General features: G+C 57.6%; 14 protein-coding genes. 6 read left to right on the top strand and 8 right to left on the bottom strand.

Going from position 1 to position 14,176, the window contains the following annotated elements:
* The 3 genes from ABJP42_RS01715 to ocd all read left to right on the top strand — a co-directional run.
* Positions 1 to 266 (top strand): arginase family protein (locus ABJP42_RS01715; RefSeq protein ID WP_348338173.1); only part of this gene is annotated, 266 nt, incomplete at its 5' end.
* Entirely contained in the window at positions 263 to 1,189 is a 927-nt protein-coding gene (gene ctlX, locus ABJP42_RS01710) for a citrulline utilization hydrolase CtlX (protein WP_348338172.1), read from the top strand. The genes ABJP42_RS01715 and ctlX, both read left to right, overlap by 4 nt.
* Positions 1,186 to 2,232 (top strand): ornithine cyclodeaminase, encoded by a 1,047-nt coding sequence (ocd, locus tag ABJP42_RS01705; RefSeq protein WP_348338171.1) that lies wholly within the window; start codon positions 1,186 to 1,188, stop codon positions 2,230 to 2,232. The genes ctlX and ocd overlap by 4 nt, the downstream gene beginning before the upstream one ends.
* A 56-nt stretch (positions 2,233 to 2,288) precedes the next feature.
* Here the strand turns inward: ocd and ABJP42_RS01700 are convergent, their stop codons facing one another.
* Positions 2,289 to 2,873 (bottom strand): HNH endonuclease, encoded by a 585-nt coding sequence (locus ABJP42_RS01700; RefSeq protein WP_348338170.1) that lies wholly within the window; start codon positions 2,871 to 2,873, stop codon positions 2,289 to 2,291.
* A gap of 226 nt (positions 2,874 to 3,099) precedes the next feature.
* On the opposite strand from ABJP42_RS01700, the gene ABJP42_RS01695 reads away from it, so the two are divergent.
* Positions 3,100 to 3,819: a pseudouridine synthase gene (locus ABJP42_RS01695; RefSeq protein WP_348338169.1), complete on the top strand. Its 720-nt coding sequence runs from the start codon at positions 3,100 to 3,102 to the stop codon at positions 3,817 to 3,819.
* Between the two features lie 87 nt (positions 3,820 to 3,906).
* On the opposite strand, the gene ABJP42_RS01690 is transcribed toward ABJP42_RS01695, so the two are convergent.
* Together ABJP42_RS01690 and ABJP42_RS01685 are read right to left on the bottom strand one after the other, a co-directional pair.
* Positions 3,907 to 4,572 (bottom strand): alpha/beta hydrolase, encoded by a 666-nt coding sequence (locus tag ABJP42_RS01690; protein WP_348338168.1) that lies wholly within the window; start codon positions 4,570 to 4,572, stop codon positions 3,907 to 3,909.
* Complete coding sequence (locus ABJP42_RS01685; RefSeq protein WP_348338167.1) at positions 4,569 to 5,228, bottom strand: DNA-3-methyladenine glycosylase family protein; 660 nt, start codon at positions 5,226 to 5,228, stop codon at positions 4,569 to 4,571. Before ABJP42_RS01685 ends, ABJP42_RS01690 begins: the two co-directional genes overlap by 4 nt.
* Before the next feature lie 96 nt (positions 5,229 to 5,324).
* Here ABJP42_RS01685 and ABJP42_RS01680 point away from each other — a divergent pair, with 96 nt between their 5' ends.
* Complete coding sequence (locus tag ABJP42_RS01680; protein ID WP_348338166.1) at positions 5,325 to 6,542, top strand: MFS transporter; 1,218 nt, start codon at positions 5,325 to 5,327, stop codon at positions 6,540 to 6,542.
* 102 nt (positions 6,543 to 6,644) lie between these two features.
* Here ABJP42_RS01680 and ABJP42_RS01675 read toward each other — a convergent pair whose 3' ends face one another.
* From ABJP42_RS01675 to ABJP42_RS01660, 4 genes are all read right to left on the bottom strand, one after another.
* Positions 6,645 to 7,421 (bottom strand): squalene/phytoene synthase family protein, encoded by a 777-nt coding sequence (locus ABJP42_RS01675; RefSeq protein ID WP_348338165.1) that lies wholly within the window; start codon positions 7,419 to 7,421, stop codon positions 6,645 to 6,647.
* A 121-nt stretch (positions 7,422 to 7,542) separates the two neighbouring features.
* A complete protein-coding gene (gene cimA / locus ABJP42_RS01670; protein ID WP_348338164.1) occupies positions 7,543 to 9,165 on the bottom strand; it encodes a citramalate synthase in 1,623 nt (540 codons plus the stop codon).
* Complete coding sequence (gene cysS / locus ABJP42_RS01665; RefSeq protein ID WP_348338163.1) at positions 9,162 to 10,568, bottom strand: cysteine--tRNA ligase; 1,407 nt, start codon at positions 10,566 to 10,568, stop codon at positions 9,162 to 9,164. The genes cimA and cysS overlap by 4 nt, the downstream gene beginning before the upstream one ends.
* 188 nt (positions 10,569 to 10,756) lie before the next feature.
* The gene (locus ABJP42_RS01660; protein ID WP_348338162.1) at positions 10,757 to 11,302 is read right to left on the bottom strand and encodes a hypothetical protein; all 546 of its coding nucleotides are present in this window, start codon (positions 11,300 to 11,302) and stop codon (positions 10,757 to 10,759) included.
* 451 nt (positions 11,303 to 11,753) lie between these two features.
* On the opposite strand from ABJP42_RS01660, the gene ABJP42_RS01655 reads away from it, so the two are divergent.
* Positions 11,754 to 13,310 carry a trimethylamine methyltransferase family protein gene (locus ABJP42_RS01655; protein ID WP_348338161.1) on the top strand — a complete coding sequence of 519 codons (1,557 nt, stop codon included), beginning with the start codon at positions 11,754 to 11,756 and terminating at the stop codon, positions 13,308 to 13,310.
* Between the two features lie 68 nt (positions 13,311 to 13,378).
* On the opposite strand, the gene ABJP42_RS01650 is transcribed toward ABJP42_RS01655, so the two are convergent.
* Entirely contained in the window at positions 13,379 to 14,122 is a 744-nt protein-coding gene (locus ABJP42_RS01650) for a glycosyltransferase family 2 protein (RefSeq protein WP_348338160.1), read from the bottom strand.
* Between the last annotated feature and the right edge of the window lie 54 nt (positions 14,123 to 14,176).

The raw sequence follows: 14,176 nt of genomic DNA, 5'->3' as shown, positions 1-14,176 counted from the left end.
TGCTGCATGTCTCCCTGGTCGTCGATTTCCTGGATCCTGCCGTGGCCCCAGCCGTTGGTACCACCGTTCCTGGCGGCGCGACGGTGCGCGAGGGTCATTTGGTCTGCGAAATGCTGCATGATTCCGGCCTGATGACCTCGCTTGATCTGGTGGAATTGAACCCCTTCCTAGATGAACGCGGTCGCACCGCCCATTTGATGGTCGATCTCTGCGCTTCTGCTCTGGGTCGACGGGTCTTTGATCGCCCAACGCGGAGCTACAATTGAATACCCTGCAAGCCCCCACTGCCGTTGTGATGATCCGTCCTCATCACTTCCGATCTAACCCCGATACCATTAGTGACAATGCTTTCCAAACCACAACAGAAGGGCCGGCTGATCCCAGCAATACTGCCTTGCAGGAGTTTGATACTGCGGTAAAAGCTCTGCGTTCTGCCGGAGTTCACGTTCATGTATTTGAGGATGAAGGCTCTGATACTCCTGACAGTGTTTTTCCCAACAACTGGTTTTCCACCCATTCCGGAGGACATATTGCGATCTATCCGATGTATTCGCAAAATCGTCGGCTGGAACGGCGTTGGGATGTCATCGAAGAGCTAAAACGCAGCTATCGGGTGCAGGATGTGATCGATTTCTCCGGTCTCGAAGAAGATGAACTGGCCCTCGAAGGAACGGGTGCCATGGTCCTGGATCACATTGGCCGGGTTGCCTACACCGTGAAGTCAACTCGGGCGGACCCGGTGTTGCTGGAGCGTTTTTGCACCCACTTTAACTACGAGCCAATGGCCTTTGAGGCGCGGGATTCTCAGGGGCGCGACGTGTATCACAGCAATGTTTTGATGGGGATAGCAGAAAAATTTGCTCTGATTTGCCTGTCAATGATCGTAGATCCAGCCCGCCGAGCGGAAGTAGCAGCCCGCCTGTCGGAATCTGGCCGTGATGTGATCGACCTGAGCGAAGAACAGATCGCCAATTTTGCCGGGAACTGCTTTGCTCTGACCGGAAATGATCCCCTTTTGGCGTTGTCGGCCCGGGCCATGGAAGCCCTAACCCCAGCTCAGATCAGACGCATTGAACATAGCGCGCGCCTGTTGCCGCTTTCCATCCCAACCATTGAAACTGCCGGTGGCTCGGTGCGCTGCATGTTGGCAGGCATCCACCTCAGCCCGCGCAAAAGGATCTCCCAATGACCATTCCATCTGAAAAAGCCCTTGTTCCCTTTGTCAGCGTCGACAACATGATGCGCCTTGTCCACAGCATCGGAATTGAACCCATGCTGCGGGATCTGGCCGACTATGTTGAGGCGGATTTCAAACGTTGGGAGTTGTTTGATAAAACGCCCCGCGTCGCCAGCCACTCCGATGTTGGCGTGATCGAGCTGATGCCGACCTCGGATGGCGAGGCCTATGGGTTCAAATACGTCAATGGGCACCCCAAGAACACCAGCGAAGGCCTGCAGACGGTCACCGCTTTTGGGCTTTTGGCGGATGTCTATACTGGCTATCCGGTGCTTCTGACCGAAATGACCATGCTCACCGCGCTGCGCACAGCAGCTACCTCAGCAATGGCCGCTAAGCATTTGGCACCAAAAGGGTCTGATACAATGGCGATGATCGGAAATGGTGCCCAATCAGAATTCCAAACCCTGGCGATGAAGGCCATCCTGGGTCTCAAAACCGTGCGCCTGTTTGACAAGGATGCGGAGGCAACCGCCAAATGTGCCCGAAACCTTGCCGCTGCGGGGCTGGAAGTGGTTTGTTGTACCACCCCGGAAGAGGCCATTGAGGGCGCGCAGATCCTCACCACCTGTACCGCTGACAAGCAGAACGCCACCATCCTCACCGACAATATGGTTGGCGCGGGCGTGCACATCAACGCCATCGGTGGTGACTGCCCTGGCAAGACGGAACTGGCCTCCGGCATCCTGACCCGCTCTGATGTTTTTGTGGAATTCCCACCGCAAACACGGATCGAGGGCGAAATCCAGCAGATGCCGGAGGATTTTGCAGTGACCGAGCTCTGGGAGGTGATCACCGGTCGGAAACAAGGTCGGCGCGACGACAAGCAGATCACCCTGTTTGACAGCGTTGGCTTTGCTATCGAGGATTTTTCCGCCCTGCGCTACATCCGTGACCGCATCAAAGAGACCGAGTTCTTCATCGAGCTGGACATGCTCGCCGATCCGGATGATCCGCGTGATCTGTTTGGAATGTTGCAACGGTCCAAGGCGTAAGTAGGTGATCTGAAAGCCCCGTCAGAGCCTATTTACTTCGTCTAAATTCAAAGACTTCAAGCGTCTAGCTCGGTGTCCCAGTAAAGAAAATCCATCCAACTGTCGTGCAGATGGTTGGGTGGGAATTTGCGCCCTGTATTGCGCAGTTCTTCGGCGCCGGGTTGTTTGGGCGCTTTGCGCAGGCTCATCCCAAGGTGATGCAGTGATTTGGATCCCTTTTTCAGATTGCACGGCGAACAGGCTGCCACCACGTTTTCCCAGCTGGTGATGCCCCCAGCCGCCCGTGGCACCACATGGTCAAAGGTCAGATCTCCGCGTGCACCGCAATACTGGCAGCAGAATTCATCCCGCAGAAACAAATTAAAGCGCGTGAAGGCAACGCGCTTTTGGGGTTTCACATAGTCTTTCAACACCACAACAGAAGGTATTCGGATCTCGGTACTGGGGCTATGTACCACCGCGTCATATTCCGCCAGAATATCCACCCGGTCCAGCCAGGCGGCCTTGACCGCCTCCTGCCAGCTCCAGAGTGACAGCGGGTAATAGGAGAGCGGCCGGTAGTCGGCATTGAGCACCAGCGCAGGATGCTGTCGCAATGCACTGGGTTCTCTCACAAAATCAGTTCTGAAATCGCCATCCATGATGCTACGTCTTCCTCGCCCTGTCTGCCCGTATCCGGCACCAGAGCGGGGAACCCGCCCCAGCATATGTGTAACTATATCTCGTGGTTTTCGTCTGACAAGCCCCGGTCAGCCACAAGATTTCGCTTGATCGCTAGCAGCCACGGGTAACAGCGCTGTGACGTTTGGCGCAGCACCCTGCCCCGGATGGCTTGCCAGCGCGGGTGCATCTGCCTATTGCAGCCCTATGACCCGTCTTATTCGCTTCAACAAACCCTTTGATGTACTGCCACAGTTTACTGATTCCGGTAGTGCTGGTTCGACGCGCAAAACCCTCAGCGCTTTTATCGATTGCCCCGGTGTCTATGCAGCTGGACGGCTGGATCGTGACAGCGAAGGCCTGATGTTGCTGACAGATACCGGTCGGCTACAGGCCTGGATCAGTGATCCACAGCACAAGATGGCCAAGACCTACTGGGTGCAGGTCGAAGGCACGCCTGACGCCAGCGCGATTTCAGCGCTGAGCAAGGGGGTGGAGCTGAAGGATGGTGTCACTCGCCCGGCCAAGGCCCAAGTGATCGAGGAACCCGCGGAGCTATGGGCGCGAAACCCGCCCATTCGCACGCGAAAATCCATTCCCACCAGTTGGATTTCGCTCACTCTGCGGGAGGGTAAAAACCGACAGGTGCGGCGGATGACGTCAGCAGTAGGTTTTCCAACGCTCAGGCTCATCCGCTACAGCATTGGCGCCTGGACATTGGATGGTCTGGCGCAGGGGGCCTGGGAGGATCTGGAGGTCCCAAAGATTCCAGGCCCAGCCAAACCCGTTCAATTGCCAAACAAAAGGGCCATTGAACGACGGACAAAGGCAAAACCCGCTGGAAAGCCGGATGGACCAACCTCTGGAGGAAACGGATCCGGCAAAAAAATTCGCAAAAAACACTCCCTCCCAAAAGGCAGGAAGTGAGAGTTCTAGGGGGCACTGGATCAGTCTGGGCTGAACAAACAGGCTCAGGCTCTTACATTCCTGCGGTCCCAAGCCTGATCTATGGCCTCAGAGCCCCAGTTTGTCGCGCATGAAGGCCAACGCCACGCTCAGCCCGTCTGGGGCGATGCCGTGACCAGTGCCTTTCATGATATGGGCAAAGACATCCTTAAAACCGGCCTCTCCCAGAGTTTCGGCGGCTTCGGGCAGGGATTGCGGCGGCACGACGTCATCTGCATCGCCATGCACCAGCATCACCGGCATCCGGCTCACCACCTCATCCTTGAAGGTGTCAGGAGACAGCAAACGCCCCGAGAAGGCGACGATGCCGGCCAGGGCATCTTCGCGGCGGGGCGCCACATTCAGGCTCATCATGGTGCCTTGTGAGAAGCCAAAGAGCACAACCTGCTCTGGCAGCACGTCCTCATCAACCATCAGCGCATCAAGAAAGGCGTTGAGATCCTCAACGGCGGCATTCATGCCACGCATGCTCTCCTCCTCGGAAGAGCCATCGATCCAGGGGATTGGGAACCACTGGTACCCCATGGGGGCACCGGGGCAGTTTTCTGGCGCATCGGGGGCCACAAACAGGGTGTCCGGCAGATGTTCCGCCAGCGGATCGGCCAGCCCCAACAGATCTGCACCATTGGCCCCATAGCCATGCAGAAACACCACGATCGACCGGGTCACCCCGGAGAGCGGCTCTCTGCGCTCAGCATTCAGTACACGAGTCATCGGATCCCTTCCCTGTCCTTTGCCACATGGTAATAGGCCCAGAGGATGCGGGCCGCAACCGACCGCCAGGGCGACCAGTCTTCGGCCAACCTACGCAGAGCGCGCTCGCTGGGGCGTTCGGGCAGATCAAACAGCGCCTTGGCGGCCTCTTGCAGGGCCAGATCTCCGGGGGCAAAGATATCTGCCCGGCCCAATGAGAACATTGCGTAGATCTCTGCTGTCCAGACCCCAACGCCTGTGACCTTGGTCAGGGTTTTGATAACCTCTTCTGTGGGGTGATCCCGCAGTGCCTCAAAATCGATCGCTTCATCGGCCAGTGCTTTGGAATACCGTATCTTTTGTCGGCTAAGCCCGGCGCTGCGCAGGTCATCTTCGCTGGCCTGTAAGATCTCTTCCTGAGTGGTGAGATGCGCGTCTATCAGGCGCTTCCAGATCGCATTGGCCGAAGCCACACTGACCTGCTGGCTAACAATAGCGCTGAGCAATTGGCCAAAGCCATCTGGTTTGCGCCGCAATGGCAACGGACCACATTGTGACAGGGCCAGGGCAAATCGTGGATCGTGATCGGCCAGCCAGGCGGCGCCTTCGTCGACACAGGCATCCGTACAGATGATACGACCCGCCAAAGGGGCGCAATCGGTCACAAAAGTGCTCATGGCGAACTCCTTCAAAGCGTTCTCTTTTTTAGCGACATTGTACCAAAGAGGGTCTTGCCGCTTGTTCCTTTGAATATTGATCGTTACGCATCCCATATGACAGATCACATGACCACCCCGAGCGACAGCGTCGCCAAGAAAAATGTCGCCATCCTGGTACTGGCCCAGGCCATCCTCGGCTCGCAGATGCCGATGATCTTTATCATTGGCGGGCTGGCCGGCCAGTCGCTGGCTTCGAACCCTTGTTTTGCGACGCTGCCGATTTCGTTGATTGTGGCGGGCTCGATGATGGCGGCGACGCCGATTTCTGCGATCATGCAGAAATGGGGTCGTCGCGCGGGTTTCTTCACCGGAGCGGCCTTTGGCGCCCTTGGAGGTGTCATTGGTGCCTATGGGCTCTACCTTGGCTCCTTTCCTGTATTTCTTTTGGGTAGCCTGCTGACCGGCGTTTATATGAGCGCCCATGGGTTTTACCGTTTTGCCGCCGCGGATACCGCCTCTGAAAGCTTCCGCCCCAAGGCGATTTCCTATGTCATGGCCGGCGGATTGCTCTCCGCCATTCTTGGGCCACAGCTGGTAAAGGCCACCAGCCAGGTCTTTGTTGTGCCCTTCCTTGGCACCTATCTGGCCGTTATCGCGGTGAATGTTCTGGGCTCGGGCCTGTTCCTGTTTCTGGACATCCCCAAACCTGCAGCCCTGCGCGAGGCCCTGCCAAAAGGGCGCAGCCGTATTGAGCTGCTGAAAACCCCAGCCATTGCGGTTGCGGTGATCTGCGCCATGGTCTCTTACGCGCTGATGAACCTGGTGATGACCTCTACGCCGCTGGCCGTTGTCGGCTGTGGTTTCAGCGAAGCCAGTGCTGCCGATGTCGTCACCCTGCATGTCCTGGCGATGTATGTGCCGTCTTTCTTTACCGGCCATCTGATCGCCCGCTTTGGCGTACACAAGATCGTCGCAGCAGGCCTGTTCATTCTTGCCGGCGCGGGCGCCGTTGCGCTGCAGGGGGTCGAGCTGGAGAACTTCTTTATCGCGCTTATCCTGTTGGGTGTGGGCTGGAATTTTGGCTTTATTGGCGCCACCACCATGCTGGCCAGCTCTCACTCTGTAGAAGAGCGCGGACGGATGCAGGGGCTCAATGACCTTCTGGTCTTTGGTGGTGTGACAATGGCCTCGCTGGCCTCCGGAGGGTTGATGAACTGCTCTGGCGGCAATCCGGTTGAAGGTTGGAATGCCGTAAATATGGCCATGGCACCCTTCCTGGTTTTGGCCGGCGGCGCGCTGCTTTGGCTGGCGTTGCGGCCTAAAGAAGCCTGACCAGGGAAACCTGATCCGGCCGAAATCAGAATTGAAAAGGCGCCCCTCTCTGGAAGGGCGCCCTTTTTTGATGAATTCAATTAGTTCCAGGTCTGCGTACACTCACCAGCTGCCGCGTGCCGCCAGCCACATCAAACTACCGCGCCTTCGAAATTCGCTCTGGCCGAGGCTCCCGTCGGCAACCCTACCGGGCTCTTTAATAACCTGCTTCAAGATCGATTTGGCCTGCCATCCGGGCAGCAAAGCCACAGCGGCCTGTTTGGAAACCTTGCCACGCTGTGTCTGCGCCTGCTCTATCCGGTCCAGGCCTTTGCGGGCCAAACCTTGCAGCCCCATGGGGGTCCCATCCAGCAGCGGAATACGTTTGTTTTTCACAAGTTCCGGAATGGCGCTGAACCAGTTGGAAATCCCAACCCCATAGGCAAACTGGCGTACCACCGCCTCCTCCACCTGCCCCAATGATGCCGCCGCCATCCACATTAGGTTTCCGGTTGTATGGTCAATGTAGCGGTCAAACGCAGCCTCGTCCTCAAAGGCATCGCGGTAGATATCCCAGCGCCGGGCCTCTGCCATCTCTTCGATATGAGCCGCCAGCTCTGGCCGCAGCAGCCGCCCCAGCGGCGTTGCCACCTGATGGCGGCGCACTGGCCCGCCCTGGGCTATTTCGCTGCCGATATCACGCCACCACTGCACCCGCATTTCGGCGATCATGCTTTCCTGGCTAGCCCAGGGGGCCCGCGCCAGTTCGATATTGAATGCATAAAGGGCAAACAGCAGTGGCCGCGCTGTGACAGGCGCTGCCATGGTTGCCAAAAACCGATCGGGATCCGCCTGTTGCACCAAGTCGGCGCAGCTGGTGAGGTCGTCATCAAAGGTCAAGTGAATGGCCCCTTTGGATGGCAGCTATATGCCACAGTTTCAAACTGACCCCCGAGTGTCGCAGCTGTCTCTACCGGATATCCGCGTCTGGATGGACGAAAGGAGTTTGAGGCTTTGGCACTCACTGGGCCGCTCCGCTGTCGCGGATTAGCTTCCAGCGCATGGCGTCTAACAGCGCATCAAAAGAAGCGTCGATTATATTGGCGCTGACGCCAACCGTGGACCAGCGCCGCCCCTTGCCATCCTCGCAATCAATGATAACCCGGGTCACCGCCTCAGTGCCGCCCTGGGTGATGCGCACCTTGAAGTCCACCAGGCGCATATCGTCGATGATTTCGGAATAGCGCCCCAGATCCTTGGCCAGGGCCTTGGCCAATGCGTTCACCGGCCCGCGGTCGCTGCCGGTCTCATCCATCGACTCGCTGACGGACAGGCGCTTTTCTCCATCCACCTTCACCACCACAACCGCCTCCGAGAGGCTGACCATGCGGTTATACTTGTTCTTGCGCCGCTCAACCGTGACCTTGTAACGCTTCACTTCAAAGAACTCGGGCGCCTGCCCTAGCTCGCTGCGCGCCAGCAGCTCAAAAGAGGCCTGGGCGGTATCATAGGAGTAGCCCTCCGCCTCGCGTTCCTTGATCTTGTCCAGAATACGGGCCAGGGCCGGGTCGCCCTTTTCGACCTCCAACCCTGCATCCATCAGCCGTTTCCGCAGGTTGGATTGACCGGCCTGGTTCGACATCGGGATGATCCGGGCGTTGCCAACCAGTTCCGGAGCGATATGTTCATAGGTGCTGGGATCCTTGAGGATGGCGCTGGCATGCAACCCGGCCTTATGCGCAAAGGCCGAGGCACCGACATAGGGCGCCTGTTTGGTCGGCACCCGGTTCAGGATATCGTCCAACATCCGGCTGAGCTTGGTAAGACCCGACAGCGCGTCCGGGCTGACGCCAATGTCAAACTGGCTGGCATAGGGTTCTTTCAGCAGCAAGGTCGGGATCAGCGTGGTCAGATTGGCATTGCCGCAGCGTTCGCCCAGCCCATTCAGGGTGCCCTGCACCTGACGAGCACCCGCCTCGATGGCAGCCAGCGAACAGGCCACAGCATTTTCGGTGTCATTGTGGGTATGAATGCCAAGGTTTTCACCCGGAATGCCTGCGTCGATCACCGCCTCGACGATGGCTTTGACCTCGCTGGGCATGGCGCCGCCATTGGTATCACAGAGCACAACCCAGCGTGCCCCAGCCGAAAGCGCCGCCTGACAGGCCGCTAGGGCGTATTGGGGATTTGCCTTATAGCCATCAAAGAAGTGCTCCGCATCATAAAGCGCCTCGCGCCCCTGCTGCACCACATGGGCGATCGAGGCACGGATGTTTTCCAGGTTTTCCTCAAGGCTAATCTCCAGCGCCGCAGTCACGTGATAGTCGTGGGATTTCCCCACCAGACAGACCGCCGAGGTGCCTGCGTTCAAAACTGCAGCCAGCACCTCGTCATTTTCAGCCGAGCGCCCGGCTCGTTTGGTCATACCAAAGGCCGTCATCGTGGCGCGGGTCTTGGGGGCCTGATCAAAAAACGCACTGTCCGTGGGGTTGGCGCCAGGCCAACCGCCTTCGATGTAATCAATACCTAGGTCGTCAAGCGCCTGGGTGATCTGCTTTTTTTCAGCAGTTGAAAACTGCACCCCCTGGGTCTGTTGGCCATCGCGCAGGGTGGTGTCATAGAGGTAGAGGCGTTCTTTGCTCATGCCAGCCCCTCCAGTTTCGCCAGATCAAAGTCCTGGCCCGGCACTAGTTCAACGCCTGCTTTACTCATGCGCACCTCGATCCCCGCTGCGATAAACCTGGTTTTTAGCCGATCCACCTCAGCGAAATCCTTGCTTTGCATCGCGGCATCCCGCGCGGCAGTCAGTTTGGCTTCATAGCTCGACAGATCAAAGTCAGGTTGGCTGACCCAGTCGCCCAACTCCTCGGTGAGCAATCCCAAAAGCTGTGCCCCAGCCAACAAGTCGGCTTTGGTGTACTTGGGGTTTATTTCCACGAATTCCTTGGGGATATCGCGAGCTATTGCATGAAGGTAAAAAAGAGCACTTGAAGTGTTTAAGTCGTCTGCTAGTGCCGTCACGATTTCCTTGGGTGCCTCTTTTGCCGGTTCGATGCCCGCAGTCAGCGCACGCCACTTGCGCAGCGTCGCCTCTGCCTCACCGGCCTTTTTCTCGGTCCAGTCCATTGGCTTTCGGTAATGGGTCTGTAGGAACACAAGCCGGATAACCTCTCCTGGCACGCCCTGATCCAAGAGATCATGCACGGTGAAGAAATTGCCTAAGGACTTGGACATCTTCTTGCCTTCGACCTGCAGCATCTCATTGTGCAGCCAGTATTTTGCAAAGCTGTCATCGCCATTGGCGCAGCAGCTTTGCGCAACTTCATTCTCATGATGGGGGAACATCAGGTCATTGCCGCCACCGTGGATGTCAAAAGTCTTGCCTAACAGTTCGTAGGACATGGCAGAGCATTCGATATGCCAGCCCGGCCGTCCACGCCCCCAGGGGCTCTCCCAGCCCGGTTGCCCCGCATCAGAGGGCTTCCAGAGAACAAAATCCATCGGGTTCTTCTTGTAGGGCGCAACTTCAACACGGGCGCCGGCAATCATGTCATCCACCGAACGCCCCGAAAGCTGGCCATAGCCCTGGCGCCAGCTGTCTACGGCAAACAGCACATGGCCCTCTGCCGCATAGGCGTGACCCTTGGCAATGAGATCTTCGATCATAGCGACCATGTGGGGAATAAACTGCGTGGCGCGGGGCATATGATTTGGTTCAAGCGCTCCCAGCGCGCCCATATCATCAAGAAACCACTGGATGGTCTCATCGGTGATCTCGCCAATGGAGCGGCCACTGTCAGCGGCGCGCTTGTTGATCTTATCATCCACATCAGTGAAATTGCGCGCATAGGTCACATGATCCGCGCCGTAGACTTCGCGCAGCAAGCGGTACAGCACGTCAAAGACCACAACAGGCCGCGCATTGCCCAAATGCGCCCGGTCATAGACGGTGGGTCCACAGACATACATCCGCACATTCTTGGCATCAATCGGAGTGAACTCCGATTTTTTGCGGGTCTTGGTATTGTGCAGTTTGATCGTCGTCATGACAGGCTCCTTGGTGGGACCGAATGGGCAGGCGCGCACAGCGGGCTTAGCAACTTGTCAGGGTGAAGAAAACGACAGAAACCAACCCGCTGAGGATTTCAGCAGGTAATGCAACAGATAATGAAGGTGCAATTCTGGTTCATATCACGGGCTTTACCACGTCCCTCGGGCTGCGCCAAGTCTGTTATCTAAAACAGAAAGGCCGCCCCCAGGGAAATCTGGTTCGGGGACTGACGTGGCGCAGTACCGGCGCGTGCGCCACCAGAATGATGCAGGAACTCACCAGTCAGTTGCAGGGCGCGATTAAGCGAAATCCGCAACCCAATCCCGAGGGTCTCTCCCGCCGCATCTGCTGTCCGCCCCCGGAGCTGGTGCTGACCAAAACTGACATAGCCAAGGCTGTCGCCAAAATCACACCCCGCCCGGAGTGTCACCGCCTCACCGTTGGCACGCAGGCCCGGAAACCCCTGGCTACCTACGCTCGACAACGGGCTTTGGCCGCGGCGATAGCTCCCGCCCAGAACAACTGTTCCCAGATCACGGTCGGTGGAAAACGCAATGCGCAGCTCACGGTCCAACGTTCCTGCGCCCAAAAACGAAGGCGCAATTGAACGGTCCGTGTTAAAGTAGCTGGAGCTCCAGTCGCCAGCCAAGGCAGGCACAGCGAGGGCCGACAGACAGCCGACCACAAGGATCCTCGCATACTTGTTTTGGTGTACCACAGCAGCTGGCATTTTTTCTTGCCCTATCACAGCGCAGTTCAATGCGCGACATTCCCATGGTGCCTATTCTCGGTGAAACTTCTTAACGAGCTGTGCAGGCAGCCTTGTTCTTCTTCTTTTGTGCGAAATTTTCACGGAACATTTTTATTCTTCAAATTCAGAGTGTTTCGCCTCATTGTTGAGCGGGTTTCTGAAGGCAAGATGCAAATTTAACGCGTGGGAGACAAAATGGATCGGCTGCATTTTTCACCGAGGTCGCAAACACGCTAGAATCGGCGGCCAAAAGCGCCAAATCTGAAGGGGAGCTTGAAAAGGATCCAAGATGCTGGCGGAACGCAGTGTAATCAGTCTGGTGTGGCGCACGATTGGTGCCGCCCGAGGCCGTGCAGCCCGGGGACGCCCCTTGGGGCCGTTGTTTTTCACCCTCTGAACAACAGCATCTCCCGCTTCAAGGATCTCAAAGATGACCGATCAATCCGGCACCCCCACCCGCTCCTCAAGCCGCAGCGGCGGGCGCGCTGCCCGCCGTTCTGCACGGGCCAATGCCCTACCCGAGCACCTGCGCCCCATCCGTCCCGGCATGGAAGGCGGAACCCTGAAACCTCTCACTCAGGATGGCATGGAACGTATCCACCGGGCCGCCTTGGACGCCTTGGAGACCATCGGTCTGGCCGACGCGCCGCCAAGCGGCATCGAATACCTGACCAAGGCAGGCTGCATTCTGGGCGATGACGGCCGAATTCGCTTCCCCCGCGCTCTGGTGGAGGACATGCTAACCAAGGCCAATCGCTCAATCACCCTCTACAGTCGAGACGGCAAACAGGATCTCGAACTCTCAGGGCACCGGGTGCATTATGGCACCGCTGGCGCGGCGGTTCATATGGTTGACGTGGACGGTCGACACTACCGGGATTCCACCGTGCAGGATCTGCACGACGCCTCCAGAATCTGCGACAAGCTCGACAATATCCATTTTGTTCAACGTCCTATGGTCTGTCGTGACATTGCCGACAACCTCGAGATGGACCTGAACTCGATCTATGCCACCACCTCTGGCACCACCAAACATATCGGTACCTCCTTTTCAGAACCCGGATTTGTCGCTCCGGCAATGGAGATGCTGCATATGATCGCCGGGGGCGAGGACAAATGGCGTGAACGCCCCTTTGTCTCCAACTCCAACTGCTTTGTGGTGCCGCCGATGAAATTTGCCACCGAAAGCTGCGAAGTAATGGAGGAATGTATCAAATACGGCATGCCCGTCTTGCTGCTTTCGGCTGGCATGGCTGGGGCTACCGCGCCCTCGACCATTGCCGGCGCCATCACCCAGGCGGTGGCTGAATGTCTGGCAGGATTGGTCTATGTCAACGCGGTGAAGCCCGGCGCCCCGGCGATTTTTGGCACCTGGCCCTTTGGCCTGGATCTGCGAACCGGCGCCATGACTGGCGGATCAGGTGAGCAGGCGCTTCTCACAGCAGGCTGCGCCCAGATGCATAAATTCTATGACCTGCCCGGCGGCGCGGCTGCGGGCATTGGCGATAGTAAACTGCCCGATATGCAGGCCGGTTGGGAGCAGATGTGCTCCAATGTTATGGCGGGTCTGTCTGGGCTGAACATGGTTTATGAAGCCGCCGGCATGCATGCATCCTTGCTAGGGTTTTGCCATGAATCCCTGATCTTAGGAGATGATCTTATTGGGCAGGCCCTGCGCTGTGTGCGCGGTATCGAGGTGACCGATGAAACCCTGGCGGTAGACCAGATCGCCGATGTCTGCCTCAATGGTCCTGGTCATTACCTGGGCACCAGTCAGACCCTGGGGCGCATGCAGGCTGATTATGTCTACCCGGCGCTTGGCGATCGGACCTCGCCGAAAGAATGGGTGGAGCTTGGCAAACCCGATCTGCTGAACAAGGCGACAGCCCGCAAAGACCAGATATTGTCAGAGAGATCAGCAGCCTGTTTTGATCCCTTAGTGGATCAGAAAATCCGTGAGCGATTTAATATCCATCTCACCCACTGATCACTGGTCGCCTAGGGCTGATACAGATTGGCACCGGCGAGGAGCAAATCCTGCCGGTTCCACAAGTCCTATCGCGCCTTCAGCACTTGACGGCAATACTCAAGCCAGTCCCCAAAGGCCAGGGGGCGCTCCCGTTTGCTACGCATATAGCGCAGTTCATGACGTCTGAGCTCGGGTGAGACGCTGGCGCTGACCTGCCCGGCATGGACCCGGTTCACCACCAGGGTTTCCGGAGAAATCACCGGATCCCCCAAGCGATCCCACAGCCGCTGATAGAGGTCAACATCCATCAGCCAGATCAGTTCTTCGTCGAAGAACTCGAGCAGTTCACGCCGCATCGCCAGCACTGAGGGGCTGGAAACAGTGTTTTTGCCAAACTTCAACTTGCTCGTCAGGCGCGGCACCATGGGGCGTTCAACGGCACCGCCCCCCCGACTAACGCCCGACCCGCAGAGATGCCATTTTCCCGTTATTCCAATCGCTTCGACGATTGTCTTTAAGGCATCACCCCCATTCAAATAGTCATCCTGAAACAGGATCTTGATGATGTCCCCTTCGGCCTGACGCATGGCATTGTTCACATTTCCTGAAGCCTGTCGCTTGCCCTCATGGTTCCAAATGTGCCGGATCTGCAAGCGGTCTGAGAAGCTGGCGCAGACCTCTGCTACCGCCTCATCATCGGATTGATCGGAAACCACCACCTCAAAATCCGTAAAGCTTTGCCTGGTCAGGATCTCAAAGGATTCTGCCAAAAAGCCTGCTCCCATGCCGCCCATGGAATAGGTCGGAATGCACAGACTAAGCTGGGGCATGGCACGGGCCTCCTACAGGGCTGGCTGTCTGGCCAAGCGGATCAGGCAAACAGC

It is taken from the genome of Pseudophaeobacter sp. (assembly GCF_039971195.1).
Lineage (GTDB): Bacteria > Pseudomonadota > Alphaproteobacteria > Rhodobacterales > Rhodobacteraceae > Pseudophaeobacter.
Note: the sequence above shows the minus strand (reverse complement) of the source record. Positions and strands in the feature narration are given on the sequence as shown.

Coding starts and splice junctions, on each gene's coding strand:
- ocd (WP_348338171.1), top strand. CDS start 1,186: ATGACCATTCCATCTGAAAAAGCCCTTGTTCCCTTTGTCAGCGTCGAC.
- ABJP42_RS01700 (WP_348338170.1), bottom strand. CDS start 2,873: ATGGATGGCGATTTCAGAACTGATTTTGTGAGAGAACCCAGTGCATTG.
- ABJP42_RS01695 (WP_348338169.1), top strand. CDS start 3,100: ATGACCCGTCTTATTCGCTTCAACAAACCCTTTGATGTACTGCCACAG.
- ABJP42_RS01690 (WP_348338168.1), bottom strand. CDS start 4,572: ATGACTCGTGTACTGAATGCTGAGCGCAGAGAGCCGCTCTCCGGGGTG.
- ABJP42_RS01685 (WP_348338167.1), bottom strand. CDS start 5,228: ATGAGCACTTTTGTGACCGATTGCGCCCCTTTGGCGGGTCGTATCATC.
- ABJP42_RS01680 (WP_348338166.1), top strand. CDS start 5,325: ATGACAGATCACATGACCACCCCGAGCGACAGCGTCGCCAAGAAAAAT.
- cimA (WP_348338164.1), bottom strand. CDS start 9,165: ATGAGCAAAGAACGCCTCTACCTCTATGACACCACCCTGCGCGATGGC.
- cysS (WP_348338163.1), bottom strand. CDS start 10,568: ATGACGACGATCAAACTGCACAATACCAAGACCCGCAAAAAATCGGAG.
- ABJP42_RS01660 (WP_348338162.1), bottom strand. CDS start 11,302: ATGCCAGCTGCTGTGGTACACCAAAACAAGTATGCGAGGATCCTTGTG.
- ABJP42_RS01655 (WP_348338161.1), top strand. CDS start 11,754: ATGACCGATCAATCCGGCACCCCCACCCGCTCCTCAAGCCGCAGCGGC.
- ABJP42_RS01650 (WP_348338160.1), bottom strand. CDS start 14,122: ATGCCCCAGCTTAGTCTGTGCATTCCGACCTATTCCATGGGCGGCATG.